Source organism: Pseudoxanthomonas putridarboris (assembly GCF_038321125.1).
In the GTDB taxonomy this organism is placed as follows: Bacteria; Pseudomonadota; Gammaproteobacteria; order Xanthomonadales; family Xanthomonadaceae; genus Pseudoxanthomonas_A; species Pseudoxanthomonas_A putridarboris.
On sequence record NZ_JBBWWT010000002.1, the window covers coordinates 323,062 to 337,905 of the forward strand.

A 14,844-nucleotide genomic window follows, 5' to 3' on the forward strand; every position below is an offset into this window, starting at 1 on the left:
GAGTCCATGAAAATTTTCCCGTTGACCTTGATCCCCAACGACACCCGCATCGATTTCATGCGGATCCGCTGGGTCGCGATGACCGTGGCGGCGATCCTGTTCGTCGCTGCCGTCGGCGCCATCGGCTACAAGGGCTTCAACTACGCGCTGGATTTCACCGGCGGCACCGTGGTCGAAGTCCGCTTCCAGAAACTCGCGGACGTGGAACTGGTGCGCGAGCAACTGGCGAAAGCCGGTTACGAGGGCGCGCAGGTCCAGAGGTTCGGCAGCGGCAGCGACCTGCTGGTGAGGCTGCAGCCGCGCGACAGCCAGACCAGCAGCGATGCGAACAACCGCACCGCGCAGGAGGTCCAGGCGGCGATCAGCACGCCGGACAACCAGGCCACCCTGCTGCGCACCGAGTTCGTCGGTCCGCAGGTGGGCAAGGAGCTGGCGATGAACGGCCTGTACGCGGCGATCTTCGTGGTGGTGGGCTTCCTGATCTACATCGGTTTCCGCTTCGAGCTGAAGTTCGCCATCGTGGCCAGCCTGACCACGATGTTCGACGTGCTGGTGGTCGCGGGGTACTTCGCCCTGAGCGGGCGCGAGTTCGACCTGACCGTGCTGGCCGGCCTGCTTTCGGTGATGGGTTTCTCCATCAACGACACCATCGTGGTGTTCGACCGCGTGCGCGAGAACTTCCGCAGCCTGCGCGTGGATCCGCTGGAAGTGTTCAACCGCTCGATCAACCAGACGCTGTCCCGCACCATCATCACCTCGCTGGTGTTCTTCCTGTCGGTGCTGGCGCTGTACCTGTACGGCGGCGGTTCGCTGCAGGGCCTGGCGCTGACGCAGATGATCGGCGCGGTGATCGGTACGCTGTCCTCGATCTTCATCGCCTGCCCGCTGCTGACCATCGGCTTCCTGAAGGTCACCAAGCAGGACCTGCTGCCCAAGGCCAAGGACGTGGAGGCGCTGGCGCGCCGTCCGTAACCCAGTCGGTTGACGGGAAAAGAAAAGGGCCGCGCATCGCGCGGCCTTTTTCATGGGAGTTCCATCGTAGGAGCGCCCTCGGGCGCGATGCTTTCACGCCGACCTTCTACACCGACTCAAGAGCATCGCGCCCGAGGGCGCTCCTGCAAGAAGAGGTGTGTTGTTCAGGCGTTGAACGCGGCGGCGTAGCCGGAGGACACGATGGTCTTCTGCAGGGCTTCGGCGACCTTCAGGTTGCCGGCCACGATCTGGCGGGGCAGGGCGGTGCGGCCGTCGATGCGGGTCAGGCCGGCGCCGCGGAAATCGCAGACCTTGCCGCCCGCTTCGCGCACCAGCAGCACGCCGGCGGCGATGTCCCAGTCCTTCACCCCGGCCTCGAAGTAGGCATCCACGCGGCCGCAGGCCACGTAGGCCAGGTCGAGCGCGGCCGAGCCGGTGCGGCGCACGTCCTCGGCGTGCACCAGCAGCTCGCGCACGCATTCCAACTGGGCGCCGGTGCGGGCGCGCTCGCGCGGCGGGAAGCCGGTGGCGACGACGGCGCCGGCCAGGTCCTTGCGGTCGGCCACGCGGATACGGCGCTCGTTGAGCTGGGCGCCGGCGCCGCGGCTGGCGGTGAACAGGTCGTTGCGCAGCGGGTCGAAGATCACCGCGTCGGTCGGTTCGCCGTTGTCCACCAGCGCGATGGAGACGCAGTAGTGCGGGAAACCGCGCAGGTAGTTGCTGGTGCCGTCCAGCGGGTCGATCACGAACGTGTAGCGGCCATTGATCTGGGCGCCGCTTTCCTCGCCGACGAAGCCGTAATCGGGATAGGCCCTGCGCAGTTCCTTGATGACGACCTTCTCGGCGTCCGAATCCACTTCGCTGGCGTAATCCATCCGCTCCTTCTGCACCACGTTCAGCGCGTCCAGCTTGTTGATGCTGCGCAACAGCACGTTGCCTGCCAGGCGGGCGGCCTTGACCATGACGGTGACGACGGGCTTCTGCATGCGAACGGACCTCGGACAGGCGTGGGGTGGGGCAAACGAGTGGAAAAGAGCGGCACGGCGCGGAGGCCGGCCCGCGCAGTTTACCATTTGCACCCATGAACTCGCCCGATTTCCCCGTGCCGACCCCTTTCCAGCGCGCCGCGGCGCGCATCCGCATCGTCCTGGTCGGCACCCAGCACCCCGGCAACATCGGCGCCGCCGCGCGCGCATTGAAGACCATGGGCCTGCCCCGGCTGGTGCTGGTGGACCCCGAGGATTACCCGGCCGAGGAGGCCTTCCGCCGCGCCGCCGGGGCCGACGACCTGCTGGCCGGGGCGCAGGTGCTGCCGACGCTGGCCGAGGCGGTGGCGGACTGCCATTTCGTGCTGGGCTGCACCGCCCGCAGCCGCCGGGTGGCGCTGGAGGAACACGTCCCGCGGCAGGCGGCGGAACGGGCCGTGGAGGCCGCCGCGCGGGGCGGGGAAGTGGCGCTGGTGTTCGGCCGCGAACGGACCGGGCTGAGCAACGAGGAACTGCAGCTGTGCCACGCGTCCGTGCACATCCCGGCCAACCCCGAATACAGTTCGTTGAACCTGGCCGCGGCCGTGCAGGTGTTGTCCTACGAACTGCGGCTGGCCCTGCTGGCGCTGGACGGCGCCCCCGCCACCGGCGACGACCGCCATCCGGACGAAGCGCCGGCCAGCCATGCGCACCTGGAAGGTTTCTTCGCCCAGCTCGGCGACACCCTCGATGCCATCGACTTCCACAAGGGCCGCATGCCGGACTCGGCGATGCGCAAGCTGCGCCGGCTTTACCTGCGCGCCAACCTGAACGAACAGGAGGTCCGCCTGCTGCGCGGCATCCTGGCCGATGCGCAGCGGATGGCGCGGCTGGCGCGCGGCCTGCCGGGGTGAATCACTGTCCCCGAGTCACATTTTCCGATAGGCTGCCCGCATCATTTCGGCGGGCTCCTATCGTTGCGTACAACCTGGTTCGGCCTGGCGCTGGTCCTGATCGGCGCGGCCCTGTTCCCCGCCAGCATCGCTCCGGCCAGCGCCGCCGGTGAAGACCGGATCCTGGTGCTGGGGCGGATCAGCGACGACCCCAGGGCGCACTACGAACAGCTCAAGCCGTTGCTGGACTACGTGGTCCCGCGCATGCGCGATGTCGGCATCACCGAGGGCCGCATCCTGATGGCCCGCGATGCCCAGCAGATGACCAGCTACCTGCGCCGCGGCCGGGTGGACTGGGTGACCGAGACCGCCGGCACCGGCATGCGCCTGCAGGAGCGCGCCGGCGCCCGCCCGCTGCTGTTGACCGAACGTGGCGGCGTGAGCCGCTACCACGGGGTGTTCTTCGTGCGCCGCGACAGCGGCCTGGAGCGGCTGGGGGACCTGAAGGGCCGCACGGTCGCGTTCCAGAACACCGCCTCCACCAGCGCCTACTTCGCGCCTTCGGTGGCGTTGCTGGATGCCGGCCAGCGGCTGGAGATCCTGCTTTCGCCGATGGACCGCCCGGCGCCGGAATCGGTGGGCTACGTGTTCGCGCGCTCGGAACTCAACATCGCCGCGTGGGTGCACAAGCGGCTGGTCGACGCCGGCGTGGTCAGCAACCTGGACTGGGAAGACGTGCGCCGCATGCCGCCGGCGTTCCGCCGCGACTTCCGCGTGATCCACGAGACCCAGGACTTCCCGCGCGCGCTGGAGATGGTGCGCGGCGACCTGGAGCCGAAGGTGGAGGCGCGCCTGCGCGAAGTGCTGCTGGAGGCGGCCAACGATCCGGCCGCGCGCGAGGCGCTCAACACGTTCTTCCGCACGACCCGGTTCCTGCCGGTGGACCCGGAATCGCAGCAGGCGCTGGACCACCTGCGCCGCGGCGTGGCGCGCGTGCGCGAGCAGGTGGAATGAAGGCGTTGCGTTTCGGCCTGCAGGCGCGCTTCATCGTCGCGATGGCGATCATGCTGGCCGTGGTCATCGCCCTGCTGGCCACGCTGCTGCACCGGCAGAAGGTGATGCAGGCGGAAGTGGCCGAACTGGGCCGCGACGCCATGCACGGCATGGTCGAGGACAGCCTGCGCCGCCATGGCGAGGCCACCGTCGACCAGTTGGCCGACGCGCTGGCCAACCCGTTGTACTACTTCGACCTGGACGCGATGGGCGGCATCGTCCGCTCGGCGCAGAAGGAGCCGGATGTCAGCTACGTGCTGGTCTACGACCCGCAGGGCCGCATCATCCACGACGGCAGCGCCGACATCGCGGTGTACGGCCAGGCCATGACCGACCCGCTGGCCTACGAGGCCATCAACGCCCAGCGCACGCATACGCAGTGGTCGACGCAGATCGTGGATGTGTCCGAACCGATCATGATCGGGTCCCAGCGGATCGGCGGCGTGCGCGTGGGGTATTCCGTCGCTTCGGTGCGCGCCTACGAGGACAAGGCGATCAACGCCGCGCGCGAGCGGCTCAACGAACTGGGGGCGCGCCACCTGGGTTGGGTCGCGCTGCTGCTGCTGGCGCTGGTGATCGCTTGCGTGGCCATCATGCTGTACGTGCAGCGCACGCTGGTGCGGCCGATCCGCCAGCTGGCGCAGGCCGCGCACGCCATCGAAGTGGGCAACTACAACGCCGAGCGGTTGGCCAGCGAGCGCCAGGACGAGGTCGGCGAACTGGTGCGCGCCTTCGGCACCATGAGCGACAGCATCGCGCGCCACGACCGCGACGTGCGACGGATGGCCTACACCGATTCCCTGACCGGGCTGACCAACCGGCTGGCGTTCCGCGAAAGCCTGGACCACCGGCTGATGATGCTGCGCGGCGCGGGCCGGCAGCTGGCGCTGCTGTTCGCCGACATCGACGACTTCAAGCGCGTCAACGACACGCTGGGCCACGAGGCCGGCGATGAAGTGCTGCAGCAGTTCGCCCACCGCATCCGCGACGCGGTCGAGCAGATGGGCGGCGACGATGCGCTGCTGGCGCGTTTCGGCGGCGACGAATTCGTCATCCTGATCCAGGACGGCGATGTCCGCACCAGCGCCACGCTGCTGGCCGAGAAGCTGGTGGCCGAGCTGGGTAGGCCGATCGTGGTGCAGGAACGCCAGGTGTTCCTGGGCACGTCGATCGGCATCACCCTGTTCCCGGAGGACGCCTCCGGCGCGACGGCGCTGATGAAGAACGGCGACATCGCCATGTACCAGGCCAAGGTGGCGGGCAAGAACTGCTACCGCTTCTACAGCCGCGCGATGGACCAGGCGGTCGAGCGCCGCGTGCGGATGGAGCAGGAGCTGCGCGGCGCTTGGGAACGCGGCGAACTGAGCCTGCTTTACCAGCCGGTGTTCCGCCTCGCCGACAGCAAGATCGTCGGTGCCGAGGCGCTGCTGCGCTGGCAGCATCCTGAACTGGGCATGGTGGCGCCGTCGGTATTCATCGACGTGGCCGAGCAGAGCGGCCTGATCGAGAGCATCGGCCCGCGCGTGCTGCGCGCGGCCTGCGCCGCCGCGGCGCGCTGGGGCAACGACCGCGACGCGCTGGACCAGCTGTTCGTGTCGGTCAACGTGTCGCCGCGCCAACTGCGCAGCGGCGATCTGCCGGACGTCGTCGCCGAATGCCTGCGCGAGACCGGGCTGGCCTCGTCGCGCCTGCACCTGGAACTGACCGAGACCGCCGTCATCAGCGACGAGGCCCACGCCAGCGCCTTGCTGGCCACGCTGCACCGCACCGGCGTGAAGGTATGGCTGGACGATTTCGGCACCGGCTTCTCAGGGCTCAGCCACCTGCGCCGCGTGCCGGTGGACGGCGTGAAGATCGACCGCAGCTTCATTGCCGACATGCTGCGCGACCCCGACGACCTGGCCCTGACCACCGCGATCATCGCGATGGCGCACTCGCTGGGGATCACGGTCGTGGCCGAGGGCGTGGAGAAGGAAGGCCAGTTCAACCTGCTGCGCGAGCGCGGCTGCGACCTGGCGCAAGGCTACTGGCTGGGGTATCCGGTCACCGCCGCGGAGTTCGCGCAACTGGTGACCTGAAGCACCGGTTTCCTCTTCCCTCTCTGTGGGAGCGACGTAAGTCGCGACCGCACGGTACAAGAGCCATGGAGCCACGGATCACGCGAATGTACACGGATGGAGCAAACCGAAGTCGAAAGCCCTATCCGCGTTCATCCGCGTGATCCGTGGCGAATGCGCTTTCGTTTCCGCGGTCGCGACTTACGTCGCTCCTACACGCAGGCATCCCGGGTCCGGATCAGGACCAGCGGGCGAGTAGCGCGGTCAGCGATCCGACCAGGTTGCCGGACAGGAAGCCGAACACCACGATGGCGGCCGCGCCGCTCACCCACGCCACCAGCATCAGCGCGCCGTCGCGCTCCAGCAGAGCCAGCGCGTAGAGCAGCAGCAGGAAGCCGAACACATAGTTGGTGAACGGGATCGGCAGCGCCAGCAGCACGCCCAGTAGCACCAGCAGCAGGCCGGTGAAGCAGAGCGCCAGCCGGTTGTCGAGGAAGGCGGTCATGCGCGGGCGCACCAGCTTCTCCAGGCGGCGCAGCCAGGGCGCCATGCGCTGGCGGAAGCGCATCATCGCGCTGCGGTGCGGGCCGCGGCGGGCCAGGAAGCCGGGCAGCCACAGCTTGCGCATGCCCAACAGCAGTTGCACGCCCACCAGTATCACCAGCGGGCCGCCGACCGCGCCGCCCACGCCCGGCACCGGGATGAAGGCGGGCAGCACGCCCAGGAACAGCAGCATGCCGAACGCGGCCGGGCCGAAGTCCTTCAGCAGGTCGCCCAGGCGCAGCACGTCCTCGGGATCGCCGGTGGCGAAGCTGTCGAGCAGGGCCACCGTACTGGTGTGCCGGGGTGTCGCGTCGTCCGTCATGTCAGACGGCCAGGTCTTCGCCGTCGGTTTGCGGCAGCCGCTGCAGCAGCAGCTTGTCGATGCGCGCACCGTCCAGGTCCACCACCTCGAAGCGCCAGCCCGCCCATTCCAGTTGCTCGCCCACGTGGGGGATGCGGCCGAAGCGCTCGATCATCATGCCGGCCAGGGTGTTGTATTCGTCGGCGTCGGGCAGCGTCACGCCACCCAGCAATTCGCGCAGGTCGTCGTTGGGCAACGAGCCATCGACCAGCAGCGAGCCGTCGTCGCGCACCACCACCAGCGGCGCGTCCTCGGTGTTTTCGCTGGCCTGCAGGCGGCCGACCACCGCGCCCATCAGGTCGCTCAGCGTCACCAGGCCCTGGATCTCGCCGTATTCGTCCACCACCAGCGCCAGCGACTGCTGTTCCTCGCGGAAGATCTCCAGCAGCTTCATCGCATGGGTGGATTCGGACACGAACAGCGGCTCGCGCAGGTCGCGGAAGATTTCAGGCGACGGCTCGGCGAAGCGGTCCAGCAGCGACTTCACCTCCAGCACGCCGATCACGTCATGGTCGCCGGCGCGGTAGACCGGGAAGCGCGAGAACTGCGATTCGCGCATGGTTTCCAGGTTCTCGGCATAACTCGCCGCCACGTCCAGCCACACGATCTTCTTGCGCGGCGTCATCAGGCTGTCGGCGGTGCGGTCGCCCAGGCGCATGACACGATTCATCATGTCGCGCTCATGGATGTCGATGACGCCGGCCTCGTGGCTCTCGGCCACCAGCATGCGGATTTCCTCCTCGGTCACCGAGGCCGACTCGTCCTTGCCCAGGCCGAGCAGGCGCAGGACCAGCCAGGTGGTCCTGGACAGCAGCCAGACGAAGGGGAAGGCCAGCTTGGCCAGCCAACCCATCGGCAGCGCGACGAGCCCGGCGATGTCCTCCGAGCGGGTCAGGGCCAGCCGCTTGGGGACCAGCTCGCCGAAGATCAGGGTGAAGAAGGTGATCAGGGTGACCGCCAACGCCTTGCCGATCCAGTCGGCGTAGGCGAAGCCAGGCATCAGCCCCTGGATCCAGCGGGCGATGGCCTCGCCCAGCGCCTCGCCGCCCAGGAAGCCGGTCAGCACGCCGATCACGGTGATGCCGATCTGCACGGTGGACAGGAAGTTCTCGGGCTTCTCCGACAGTTCCAGCGCCTTGGCCGCGCGCTTGGAGGAAGAGGCCATCTGCTTGAGCCGGCTCTTGCGCGAGGTCATGACCGACATCTCGGACATGGCGAAGAAGCCGTTGAGCAGTATCAAGGCGAAAACGACCAGGATCAGCTCCAGCACGGCGGCCTCCGGTCAGGGCGGTGGGCGGCCGGCGAAGCGGGCGAGGTCCGTCGCGGGGGACAGTGGGCGGGGGAAGAAGGGTCGTCGTCGTCCATAGGGTGCACCCTGTGGGCGCCGGGGCAGTTTATCAAACCCCCGCGACCGTGCGGACTTGCCTGAACAGGCCGTTTTTCGCCGCGTCGGCAAGCCGCACAGGGCCCCCGGCACTGTCGCGGACCGTCATGAAACGGTCATAATTCTGTCCCTGAAGCCGTCCATCCCGTGACGGTGGGACCGCCCGATGTTCTCCCTGCAGACGATCTTCGGCTCCGGCCAGCAGTTCTACACCCTGCTGGACGAGGCCGCCCAAGCCGCCCACGACAGCACCAAGGCCCTGCACAGCATGATGAAGGCCACCGACCGCCAGCCGGCGCTGGACGCCTTCAAGCTGGCGCGCCTGCGCGAGCGGGCGGCCTCGGAGAAGATCGGCAAGGCGCTGGTGGACAGCTTCATCACGCCCATCGAGCGCGAGGACATCGAGGCGCTGGGTTCGGCGCTGTACAAGATCCCCAAGCAGGTGGAGAAGTTCGCCGACCGCTACTCGCTGGCCATCCAGCACCTGGACGGCATCGACTTCGCGCCGCGCGCGGCCATGCTGGAGCAGGCGGCGGCGGTGGTGGTGGACATGGTCCACGAGCTGAAGAAGATGAACATCGACCGCATGACCGCGCTGAACGACAAGCTGCGCGCGATCGAGAACGAGGCCGACCGGCTGATGCTGGAACTGTACCGCGACATCTATTCCGGCCGTCTGGACAACCTGCAGATGTTCCTGCTGAAGGAGTTCTTCGAGATCCTGGAGAAGGCCATCGACCGCTGCCGCGAGGCCGGCGTGGTGGCGTACCAGATCATCCTCAAGAACAGCTGACGGATCGCGCCGATGCTTACGCTTGTCCTGGTGGTGATCCTGGCCGCGCTCGTCTTCGAATTCATCAACGGCTTCCACGACACCGCCAATTCCATCGCCACCGTGGTGGCCACCAAGGTGCTGTCGCCCGGGTGGGCGGTCGCGCTGGCGGCCGTCATGAACCTGATCGGCGCGCTGACCGGCACCGCGGTGGCGGCCACGATCGCCAGCGGCATCGTCAACACCCAGGTGGTGGAGGCCAGTTCGCAGGTGATCCTGTGCGCGCTGCTGGGCGGCATCGTATGGAACCTGATCACCTGGTGGAAAGGCCTGCCGTCGTCGTCCTCGCATGCGCTGATCGGCGGCCTGTGCGGCGCGGCGCTGGCCGCCGCCCACAACGACTGGGATGCGCTGATCTGGTCGGAGAGCGTCGGCAACTGGGCCAAGAACAAGGGCCTGTTGTGGAAGGTGCTGTTGCCGATGATCACTTCGCCCATCGCCGGCTTCCTGCTGGGCATCGGGGTGATGCTGTTGCTGTGGGGATTGATCGCGGCGATGTCCAGGGCCGGCGGCCTGCTGGGCCGGATGGCGCGCCCGCGCTGGGTCAACGCCTTCTTCGGCAAGGCGCAGATCCTGTCCGCCGCCTACATGGGCTATGCGCACGGCCACAACGACGCGCAGAAGACCATGGGCATCATCGCGCTGACCCTGTTCGGCGCGCAGGCCTCCGGCGCGCTGGACGACCTGCCGGCCTGGCTGTCGTTCATGCATCCGGGCAGCGCCAGCGGCGGGCAGGACATCGCGCTGTGGATCGTCATCACCTGCGCCATCGTGATGGCGCTGGGCACCGCGTCCGGCGGCTGGAAGATCATCAAGACGCTGGGCCACAAGATGGTCAAGCTGCACCCGATCAACGGCTTCGCCGCCGAGACCAGTTCGGCCACCATCCTCACCGTGGCCGCGCATTTCGGCATGCCGGTGTCCACCACCCACAGCATCTCCACCGCCATCATGGGCGTGGGCTTCGCCAAGAACCCGCGCGCGCTGAAGCTCAGCGTGGTCGAGCGCATCATCTGGGCGTGGATACTGACGATTCCGGCTTCCGGCCTGATCGCCTACGGCCTGCTGCGCCTGTTGCGGGGGATGGGCTGGGCGTGATGGAGCGGGGGCGGGATTGGGGATTCGCGGAGGCGTTCTCCTGCACCAACAAAAAGCGCCGGCTTCCACCGGCGCTTTTCATTCTGGATGTTGGCCCCTGATGGTGGGCCAGGGCCCACCCTACGAAATCTGCCGCTTTCCCAATCCCCAATCCCCAATCCCGGATTCACAGCAGGTCGCCCTCCGCCGACAGGGCGCGTTCCATGCTGTCGCCCAGGCCGCCGATCTCCAGCACCAGGCGGTCCACCTCGGCCGGGTTGAGGCTTTCGTAGGGGCGGTTCTCGCACAGTTGCAGGTAGGGCACGCCGTCGAGTTCGCCGATGGCCAGGTAGCCCACGCTGCTTTGCCAGTTGAAGGTCAGCGCGCGCTTGGCGTCGATGCCGGTCATCGGTGCGATCACGGTGCTCACGCGCAGGTAGCCGCGTTCGTCGTCATTGCCCAGTTCGGACAGGAAGATCGCCTGGTGGCGCTTGCCGTTGCCCAGCGACAGTTCCACGCAGGCGACGTAAGGATCCTGCATGGTCACCTTGTAGCCGGAAGAGTGCAGGTGTCCGCGGACCTGTTCGAAGTTCTGCATGGCATGCTCCTGTGTTGCGCAGTGCCGCTATGCTAATCCCCAATGAGCGCCAAGTCTCCCGAAGACCGCATCCTCGCCGCGATCCGCGCCATTCCGCGCGGGCAGGTCGCCGGCTATGGCGAAGTGGCGCATCGTGCCGGCCTGCCGGGGCGCGCGCGGCTGGCGGCGCGCATCCTCAGCCAGAACGACGATCCGGCCTTGCCCTGGCACCGCGTGCTGCGCTCGGACGGGCGCATCGCGTTCCCCGAGGGTTCGAAGGCGTACCGTGAGCAGAGCCAGCGGCTGCGCGCCGAGGGCGTCACCGTGGTGAACGGGCGGGTGAAGCGCGCGCGGCCCGCGGACGATCTGGACGCCGCGCTATGGGGACCCGGCAAGCGTTAACGCGCGAGCCGTATCATGGCGGTCTGCCGACGCGAGGACTTCCATGTTCCCCCGACTTCCCCCCGCCACCCAGGCCCTGCTGATCGCCAATGGCGTGGTGTTCATGCTGCAGGTGTTCCTGGCGCCGGCGATCACCGATCTGTTCGTGATGTGGCCCGTCAATGATGCGGCCGCGGCCGCCGGTTACGGCTTCCAGCCATGGCAGTTGCTCACCAGCGGCTTCATGCATGGCGGCTTCGGCCATCTGTTCTTCAACATGCTTGCGCTGTGGATATTCGGTTCGCCGCTGGAGCAGACCTGGGGCGAACGCCGCTACCTGGTCTATTACTTCGTCTGCCTGATCGGCGCGAACCTGTGCCAGTTGCTGGCGATCTCGTGGTTCACCGCCGAGACCGGGCGCCTGTATTCGTCGCTGGGCGCGTCGGGCGGCGTGTTCGGCCTGCTGCTGGGCTTCGGCATGCTGTTCCCGAACCGGCGCATGATCATCTTCCCCTTCCCGGTCGAGATCACCGCGCGCACGCTGGTGATCATCTATGCGGTTGCCACACTGCTGTTCGGCATCACCGGCTGGCAGCCGGGCGTGGGGCATTTCGCGCACCTGGGCGGCATGCTGTTCGGCTGGCTGTTGATCCGCTACTGGCGCGGGCAGCCGCCGTTCGGCAAGCGCCGGCCGCCACCGCCGCGGATGCGCATCGTGAAGTGAGGTGCGCGGAGCGGAAAGAAAACGGCGCGGTTTCCCGCGCCGTTTTCTTTTGGTAATTCCTAAGCTTTCCGGACCAGAATGGGCCGCAGTTCCTGGATCGAAGTGGCCTTCAAAAGCCTTAAAAGCAGGGGTTTGAGATCCTGCTGGCGGTGGTTGAAGCGATAGCAAACTTCGGCCAGGTACAGATGGAAGTATTGGGAGGGCACGCCCCGGTAGGGATACAGCCAGTTCTTGGCATAGCTCCAGAAGCCCTCGATGCCATTGATGTGGTCACGTCCGAGAGGCCGTCCCTTCTCCTTGCGGATCATCACATGCTCGCCGCGCAAGCGTAAGGTGGCGTAGGCCTGCCACTCGTCGGTGTAGTACAGCGAACCTTCACGGCTGTGCGCATCGATCTGCTGCATGACCGAGGCCCGGTCATGCGCCGCGATCGGCATGGCCTTGACCTGACCGTTGCGCTTGATCAGTCCAAAGACGATCACCTTGCCGGCAGCACCCCAACCACGTTTGCCCTTCCTGGCGCCCCCAAACGTGGTTTCGTCCAGTTCCAGCGCGCCCTCGAACGGCTCCCGCAGTTGCTCCACCATCGCGCAGCACGCGCGCACCAGCCGGTAGAACCGTTCACGTGTGGCGGCCGTGGTATCACTCCGGAAACGCTGCCGGTAGGACGGCACACCGAGCACGAACAACTCCAGCAGGCGGTGCTTGCTGGTGCCTGGTAAGCGCACCGAGTCCCACACCGATGTCCAGGTGAACCGCTTGCCGCAAGCGCGACATTTCAGTCGTCCATCCGACAGGCCGTAGTGTCGGCTACCACCGCAAGCAGGACATTGCTTCATGACCAAATCCTCTCAGATCTGGTCCGGTTTGCTTGGGAATTACCTTTCTTTTCCTCGTATGGTCGCGACTCACGTCCCTCCCACGGCGCGTCGTCAGCGCCAGATCCTGATCTGCGTCGCTTCCTGCGCCTGCATCGGCTGGCCGGCCTTGCAGGCGAAGGCCTGGGCGAACGCGGGCTGCTGCACCAGCGGGCCGTTGGCGCGCCAGTGGCCGGGTGCGTGCACGTCCACGGCCGCGCGCTGCGCCGCTTCGGTTTCCGACACCTGCTGCGCCCACAGCCCGGCCCAGGCCTGGTAGAAGGACTGCCTGGCCGCCGCGTCGGCCTGCGGTTCGGCGGTGGTGAAGGCGTCCCACGCCAGTTCGATGCCGGCCAGGTCGGCCAGATTCTCGTCCTGGGTCAGTTTGCCGTTGACATTGACGCTCTTCAGGCCCGGATACGCGTAGCCGTCGTACTGCGCGGCGACCTTGCCGCCCAGCGCCGTCCACGCGGCCACGTCGGCCGGCGTCCACCAGTCGCGCAACTGGCCCTTGGCGTCGACCATGCGGCCCTTGCCGTCGAAGCCGCGACTCAGTTCATGGCCCACCAGCGCGCCGTAGGCGCCGTACAGCACGGCCGGCGGCAGCTGCGTGGCCTTGGCGTTGAAGATCTCCTCCTGCAGCACGGCCGCGGTGACGATCAGGCGGTTCTGCGCGATGTCGTAGGCCAGCGCGGGCTGCTGCGGCAGCACGTCCCAGCGGCGGTCGGCATTGCCCTTGCCGATGCGCTTCATCTCCTCGCGATGGCGCCAGGTGGACGCGATCAGCATGTTGCCGCCGAAGCTGCCGCGGCCCATCGGCTGCACGCTGTAGTCGAGGTCCCGCTTGGGCGTGCCCACCTCGATCTTCAGCCTGTCCAGCTTGGCCTTGGCTTCGGTCTTGGCGACCTCGCTCATCCAGGTGTTGCGCTCGATGCCGCGGCCCAGCGCGTCGCGCACCTGCGCGGCGATCTGCTCGGCGCGGCGCGTGTGGTCGGCGGGAACGTAGCGCGCGGCGTATTCCTTGCCCAGCATCGGGCCGGCGGCCAGGTTGATGGCGTCCAGGACCTGCTGCCAGCGCGGCGCCGGCGCGGCCTCGCCACGCAGCACGCGGCCGCGGAACTCGAATTCGGCATCGCGGAAGGGCTTGGCCAGGTACGGCGCCATCGCATCGCCCACGCGCCAGCGCAGGTAGCTCTTCCACTGGTCCGGCTTGAGGCCGGCGACCAGTTCGTCCAGCCGCTTGAACAGTTCCGGGTCGGCCATCGACACGGTGTCGTCGCTGACGCCCTGCGCCTTCAGGAACGCATCCAGTTGCAGGTTGCGGTACTGCTTGCCCAGGTCCTTGGTCGGTATCGCGGCGTAGTTGGCGAAGGGGCTGCGCAGGTCCAGCAGCGGCTTGGACACCTGCGCCAGGCGCGTCTCCAGATCGATGACGAGCGCCGATTCGTCGTCCAGCTTGTTGGCCGGGGTGCCGGTCAGCGCCAGCACCTGCTTCACGTAGGTGCGGTAGCGGCCCAGCAGCTCGCGCGTGTCGGCGTCGGTGCGGGTGTAGTAGGCCGGGTCGGGCAGGCCCAGGCCGCCCTGCATGAAGTAGCCGATGTGGCGGTCCAGGTGCTGCAGGTCCACGTCGGGGCTGAAGTTGAACGCCACCGGGATGCCGACCTGGTGCAGCGCGGCGATGGCCGGGGCCACGTCCTTGGCGCGCTTGATGGCGTTGATGCGGTCCAGCAGCGGCGCGATCGGGCGGGAGCCGTCGGCTTCCACCGCGGCCTCGTCCAGCCCGCTGGCCCAGAAGTCGCCCAGCAGCTTCTGCACGTTGCCCTGCGGCGACTGCATGGCCGCGTCCAGCAACTGGCGCTGCTGTTGCAGCGTGCGGTCGCGGAACTGGCCCAGCACGCTGACCGTGCCGACTCCGGCCGGCAACGGGTTCTGTTTCAGCCAGTCGGCATTGGTGGCGGCATAGAAGTCGCTGCACTGCGGGCTGACGGCGGGTACGGCGGCACGCTTGTTGCGTTGCGCTTCGGCATCGGGGGCGCCCAAGGCGAAAATCAGGGCGAAGGCGATCAAGGTGGGGCGGCCGAGCGCGGTACGCAGGGTGGGCATCAGCAGTGTCCAGAGTTCAGGGTCGGGCGATTCTAGCAAGTCGCCCGTGCCCACTCCGAATGCGG

14 protein-coding genes are annotated in these 14,844 nt (G+C 67.7%); 8 read left to right on the forward strand and 6 right to left on the reverse strand.

The features are described from left to right. Positions 1-6: 6 nt before the first annotated feature. Positions 7-972, forward strand: coding sequence for a protein translocase subunit SecF (gene secF / locus AAD027_RS05510; protein WP_341725014.1), 966 nt, complete (start codon positions 7-9; stop codon positions 970-972). A gap of 164 nt (positions 973-1,136) precedes the next feature. Here the strand turns inward: secF and AAD027_RS05515 are convergent, their stop codons facing one another. Then, a complete protein-coding gene (locus AAD027_RS05515; protein ID WP_341725015.1) occupies positions 1,137-1,958 on the reverse strand; it encodes an inositol monophosphatase family protein in 822 nt (273 codons plus the stop codon). A 95-nt stretch (positions 1,959-2,053) separates the two neighbouring features. Between AAD027_RS05515 and AAD027_RS05520 the strand changes: the two genes are divergently transcribed. The 3 genes from AAD027_RS05520 to AAD027_RS05530 all read left to right on the forward strand — a co-directional run bounded on the left by AAD027_RS05520 (position 2,054) and on the right by AAD027_RS05530 (position 5,961). Further along, a complete protein-coding gene (locus tag AAD027_RS05520; RefSeq protein ID WP_341725016.1) occupies positions 2,054-2,851 on the forward strand; it encodes an RNA methyltransferase in 798 nt (265 codons plus the stop codon). A 63-nt stretch (positions 2,852-2,914) separates the two neighbouring features. After that, positions 2,915-3,844, forward strand: a complete 930-nt coding sequence (locus tag AAD027_RS05525; protein WP_425605397.1) for a phosphate/phosphite/phosphonate ABC transporter substrate-binding protein — start codon at positions 2,915-2,917, stop codon at positions 3,842-3,844. Then, a complete protein-coding gene (locus tag AAD027_RS05530) occupies positions 3,841-5,961 on the forward strand; it encodes a putative bifunctional diguanylate cyclase/phosphodiesterase (protein ID WP_341725017.1) in 2,121 nt (706 codons plus the stop codon). Before AAD027_RS05525 ends, AAD027_RS05530 begins: the two co-directional genes overlap by 4 nt. 217 nt (positions 5,962-6,178) lie before the next feature. Here the strand turns inward: AAD027_RS05530 and AAD027_RS05535 are convergent, their stop codons facing one another. Both AAD027_RS05535 and AAD027_RS05540 read right to left on the reverse strand, forming a co-directional pair. Next, on the reverse strand, positions 6,179-6,805 hold the full coding sequence (locus AAD027_RS05535; protein ID WP_341725018.1) for an exopolysaccharide biosynthesis protein: 627 nt from the start codon (positions 6,803-6,805) through the stop codon (positions 6,179-6,181). Between the two features lies 1 nt (position 6,806). Further along, positions 6,807-8,114 (reverse strand): hemolysin family protein, encoded by a 1,308-nt coding sequence (locus AAD027_RS05540; protein ID WP_425605398.1) that lies wholly within the window; start codon positions 8,112-8,114, stop codon positions 6,807-6,809. A gap of 280 nt (positions 8,115-8,394) precedes the next feature. On the opposite strand from AAD027_RS05540, the gene AAD027_RS05545 reads away from it, so the two are divergent. Both AAD027_RS05545 and AAD027_RS05550 read left to right on the forward strand, forming a co-directional pair. Then, positions 8,395-9,021: a DUF47 domain-containing protein gene (locus AAD027_RS05545; RefSeq protein ID WP_341725019.1), complete on the forward strand. Its 627-nt coding sequence runs from the start codon at positions 8,395-8,397 to the stop codon at positions 9,019-9,021. Between the two features lie 12 nt (positions 9,022-9,033). Continuing rightward, positions 9,034-10,158, forward strand: coding sequence for an inorganic phosphate transporter (locus AAD027_RS05550; protein WP_341725020.1), 1,125 nt, complete (start codon positions 9,034-9,036; stop codon positions 10,156-10,158). Between the two features lie 166 nt (positions 10,159-10,324). On the opposite strand, the gene AAD027_RS05555 is transcribed toward AAD027_RS05550, so the two are convergent. Beyond that, on the reverse strand, positions 10,325-10,735 hold the full coding sequence (locus tag AAD027_RS05555) for a hypothetical protein (protein ID WP_341725021.1): 411 nt from the start codon (positions 10,733-10,735) through the stop codon (positions 10,325-10,327). 42 nt (positions 10,736-10,777) lie between these two features. Between AAD027_RS05555 and AAD027_RS05560 the strand changes: the two genes are divergently transcribed. Continuing rightward, positions 10,778-11,116: an MGMT family protein gene (locus tag AAD027_RS05560; protein ID WP_341725022.1), complete on the forward strand. Its 339-nt coding sequence runs from the start codon at positions 10,778-10,780 to the stop codon at positions 11,114-11,116. Positions 11,117-11,159: 43 nt separating this feature from the next. Next, positions 11,160-11,819 carry a rhomboid family intramembrane serine protease gene (locus tag AAD027_RS05565; RefSeq protein WP_341725023.1) on the forward strand — a complete coding sequence of 220 codons (660 nt, stop codon included), beginning with the start codon at positions 11,160-11,162 and terminating at the stop codon, positions 11,817-11,819. Positions 11,820-11,878: 59 nt separating this feature from the next. Here AAD027_RS05565 and AAD027_RS05570 read toward each other — a convergent pair whose 3' ends face one another. Both AAD027_RS05570 and AAD027_RS05575 read right to left on the reverse strand, forming a co-directional pair. After that, positions 11,879-12,658, reverse strand: coding sequence for an IS1595 family transposase (locus AAD027_RS05570; protein ID WP_341725024.1), 780 nt, complete (start codon positions 12,656-12,658; stop codon positions 11,879-11,881). A gap of 93 nt (positions 12,659-12,751) precedes the next feature. Next, complete coding sequence (locus AAD027_RS05575) at positions 12,752-14,779, reverse strand: M13 family metallopeptidase (RefSeq protein WP_341725025.1); 2,028 nt, start codon at positions 14,777-14,779, stop codon at positions 12,752-12,754. Positions 14,780-14,844: the final 65 nt, after the last annotated feature.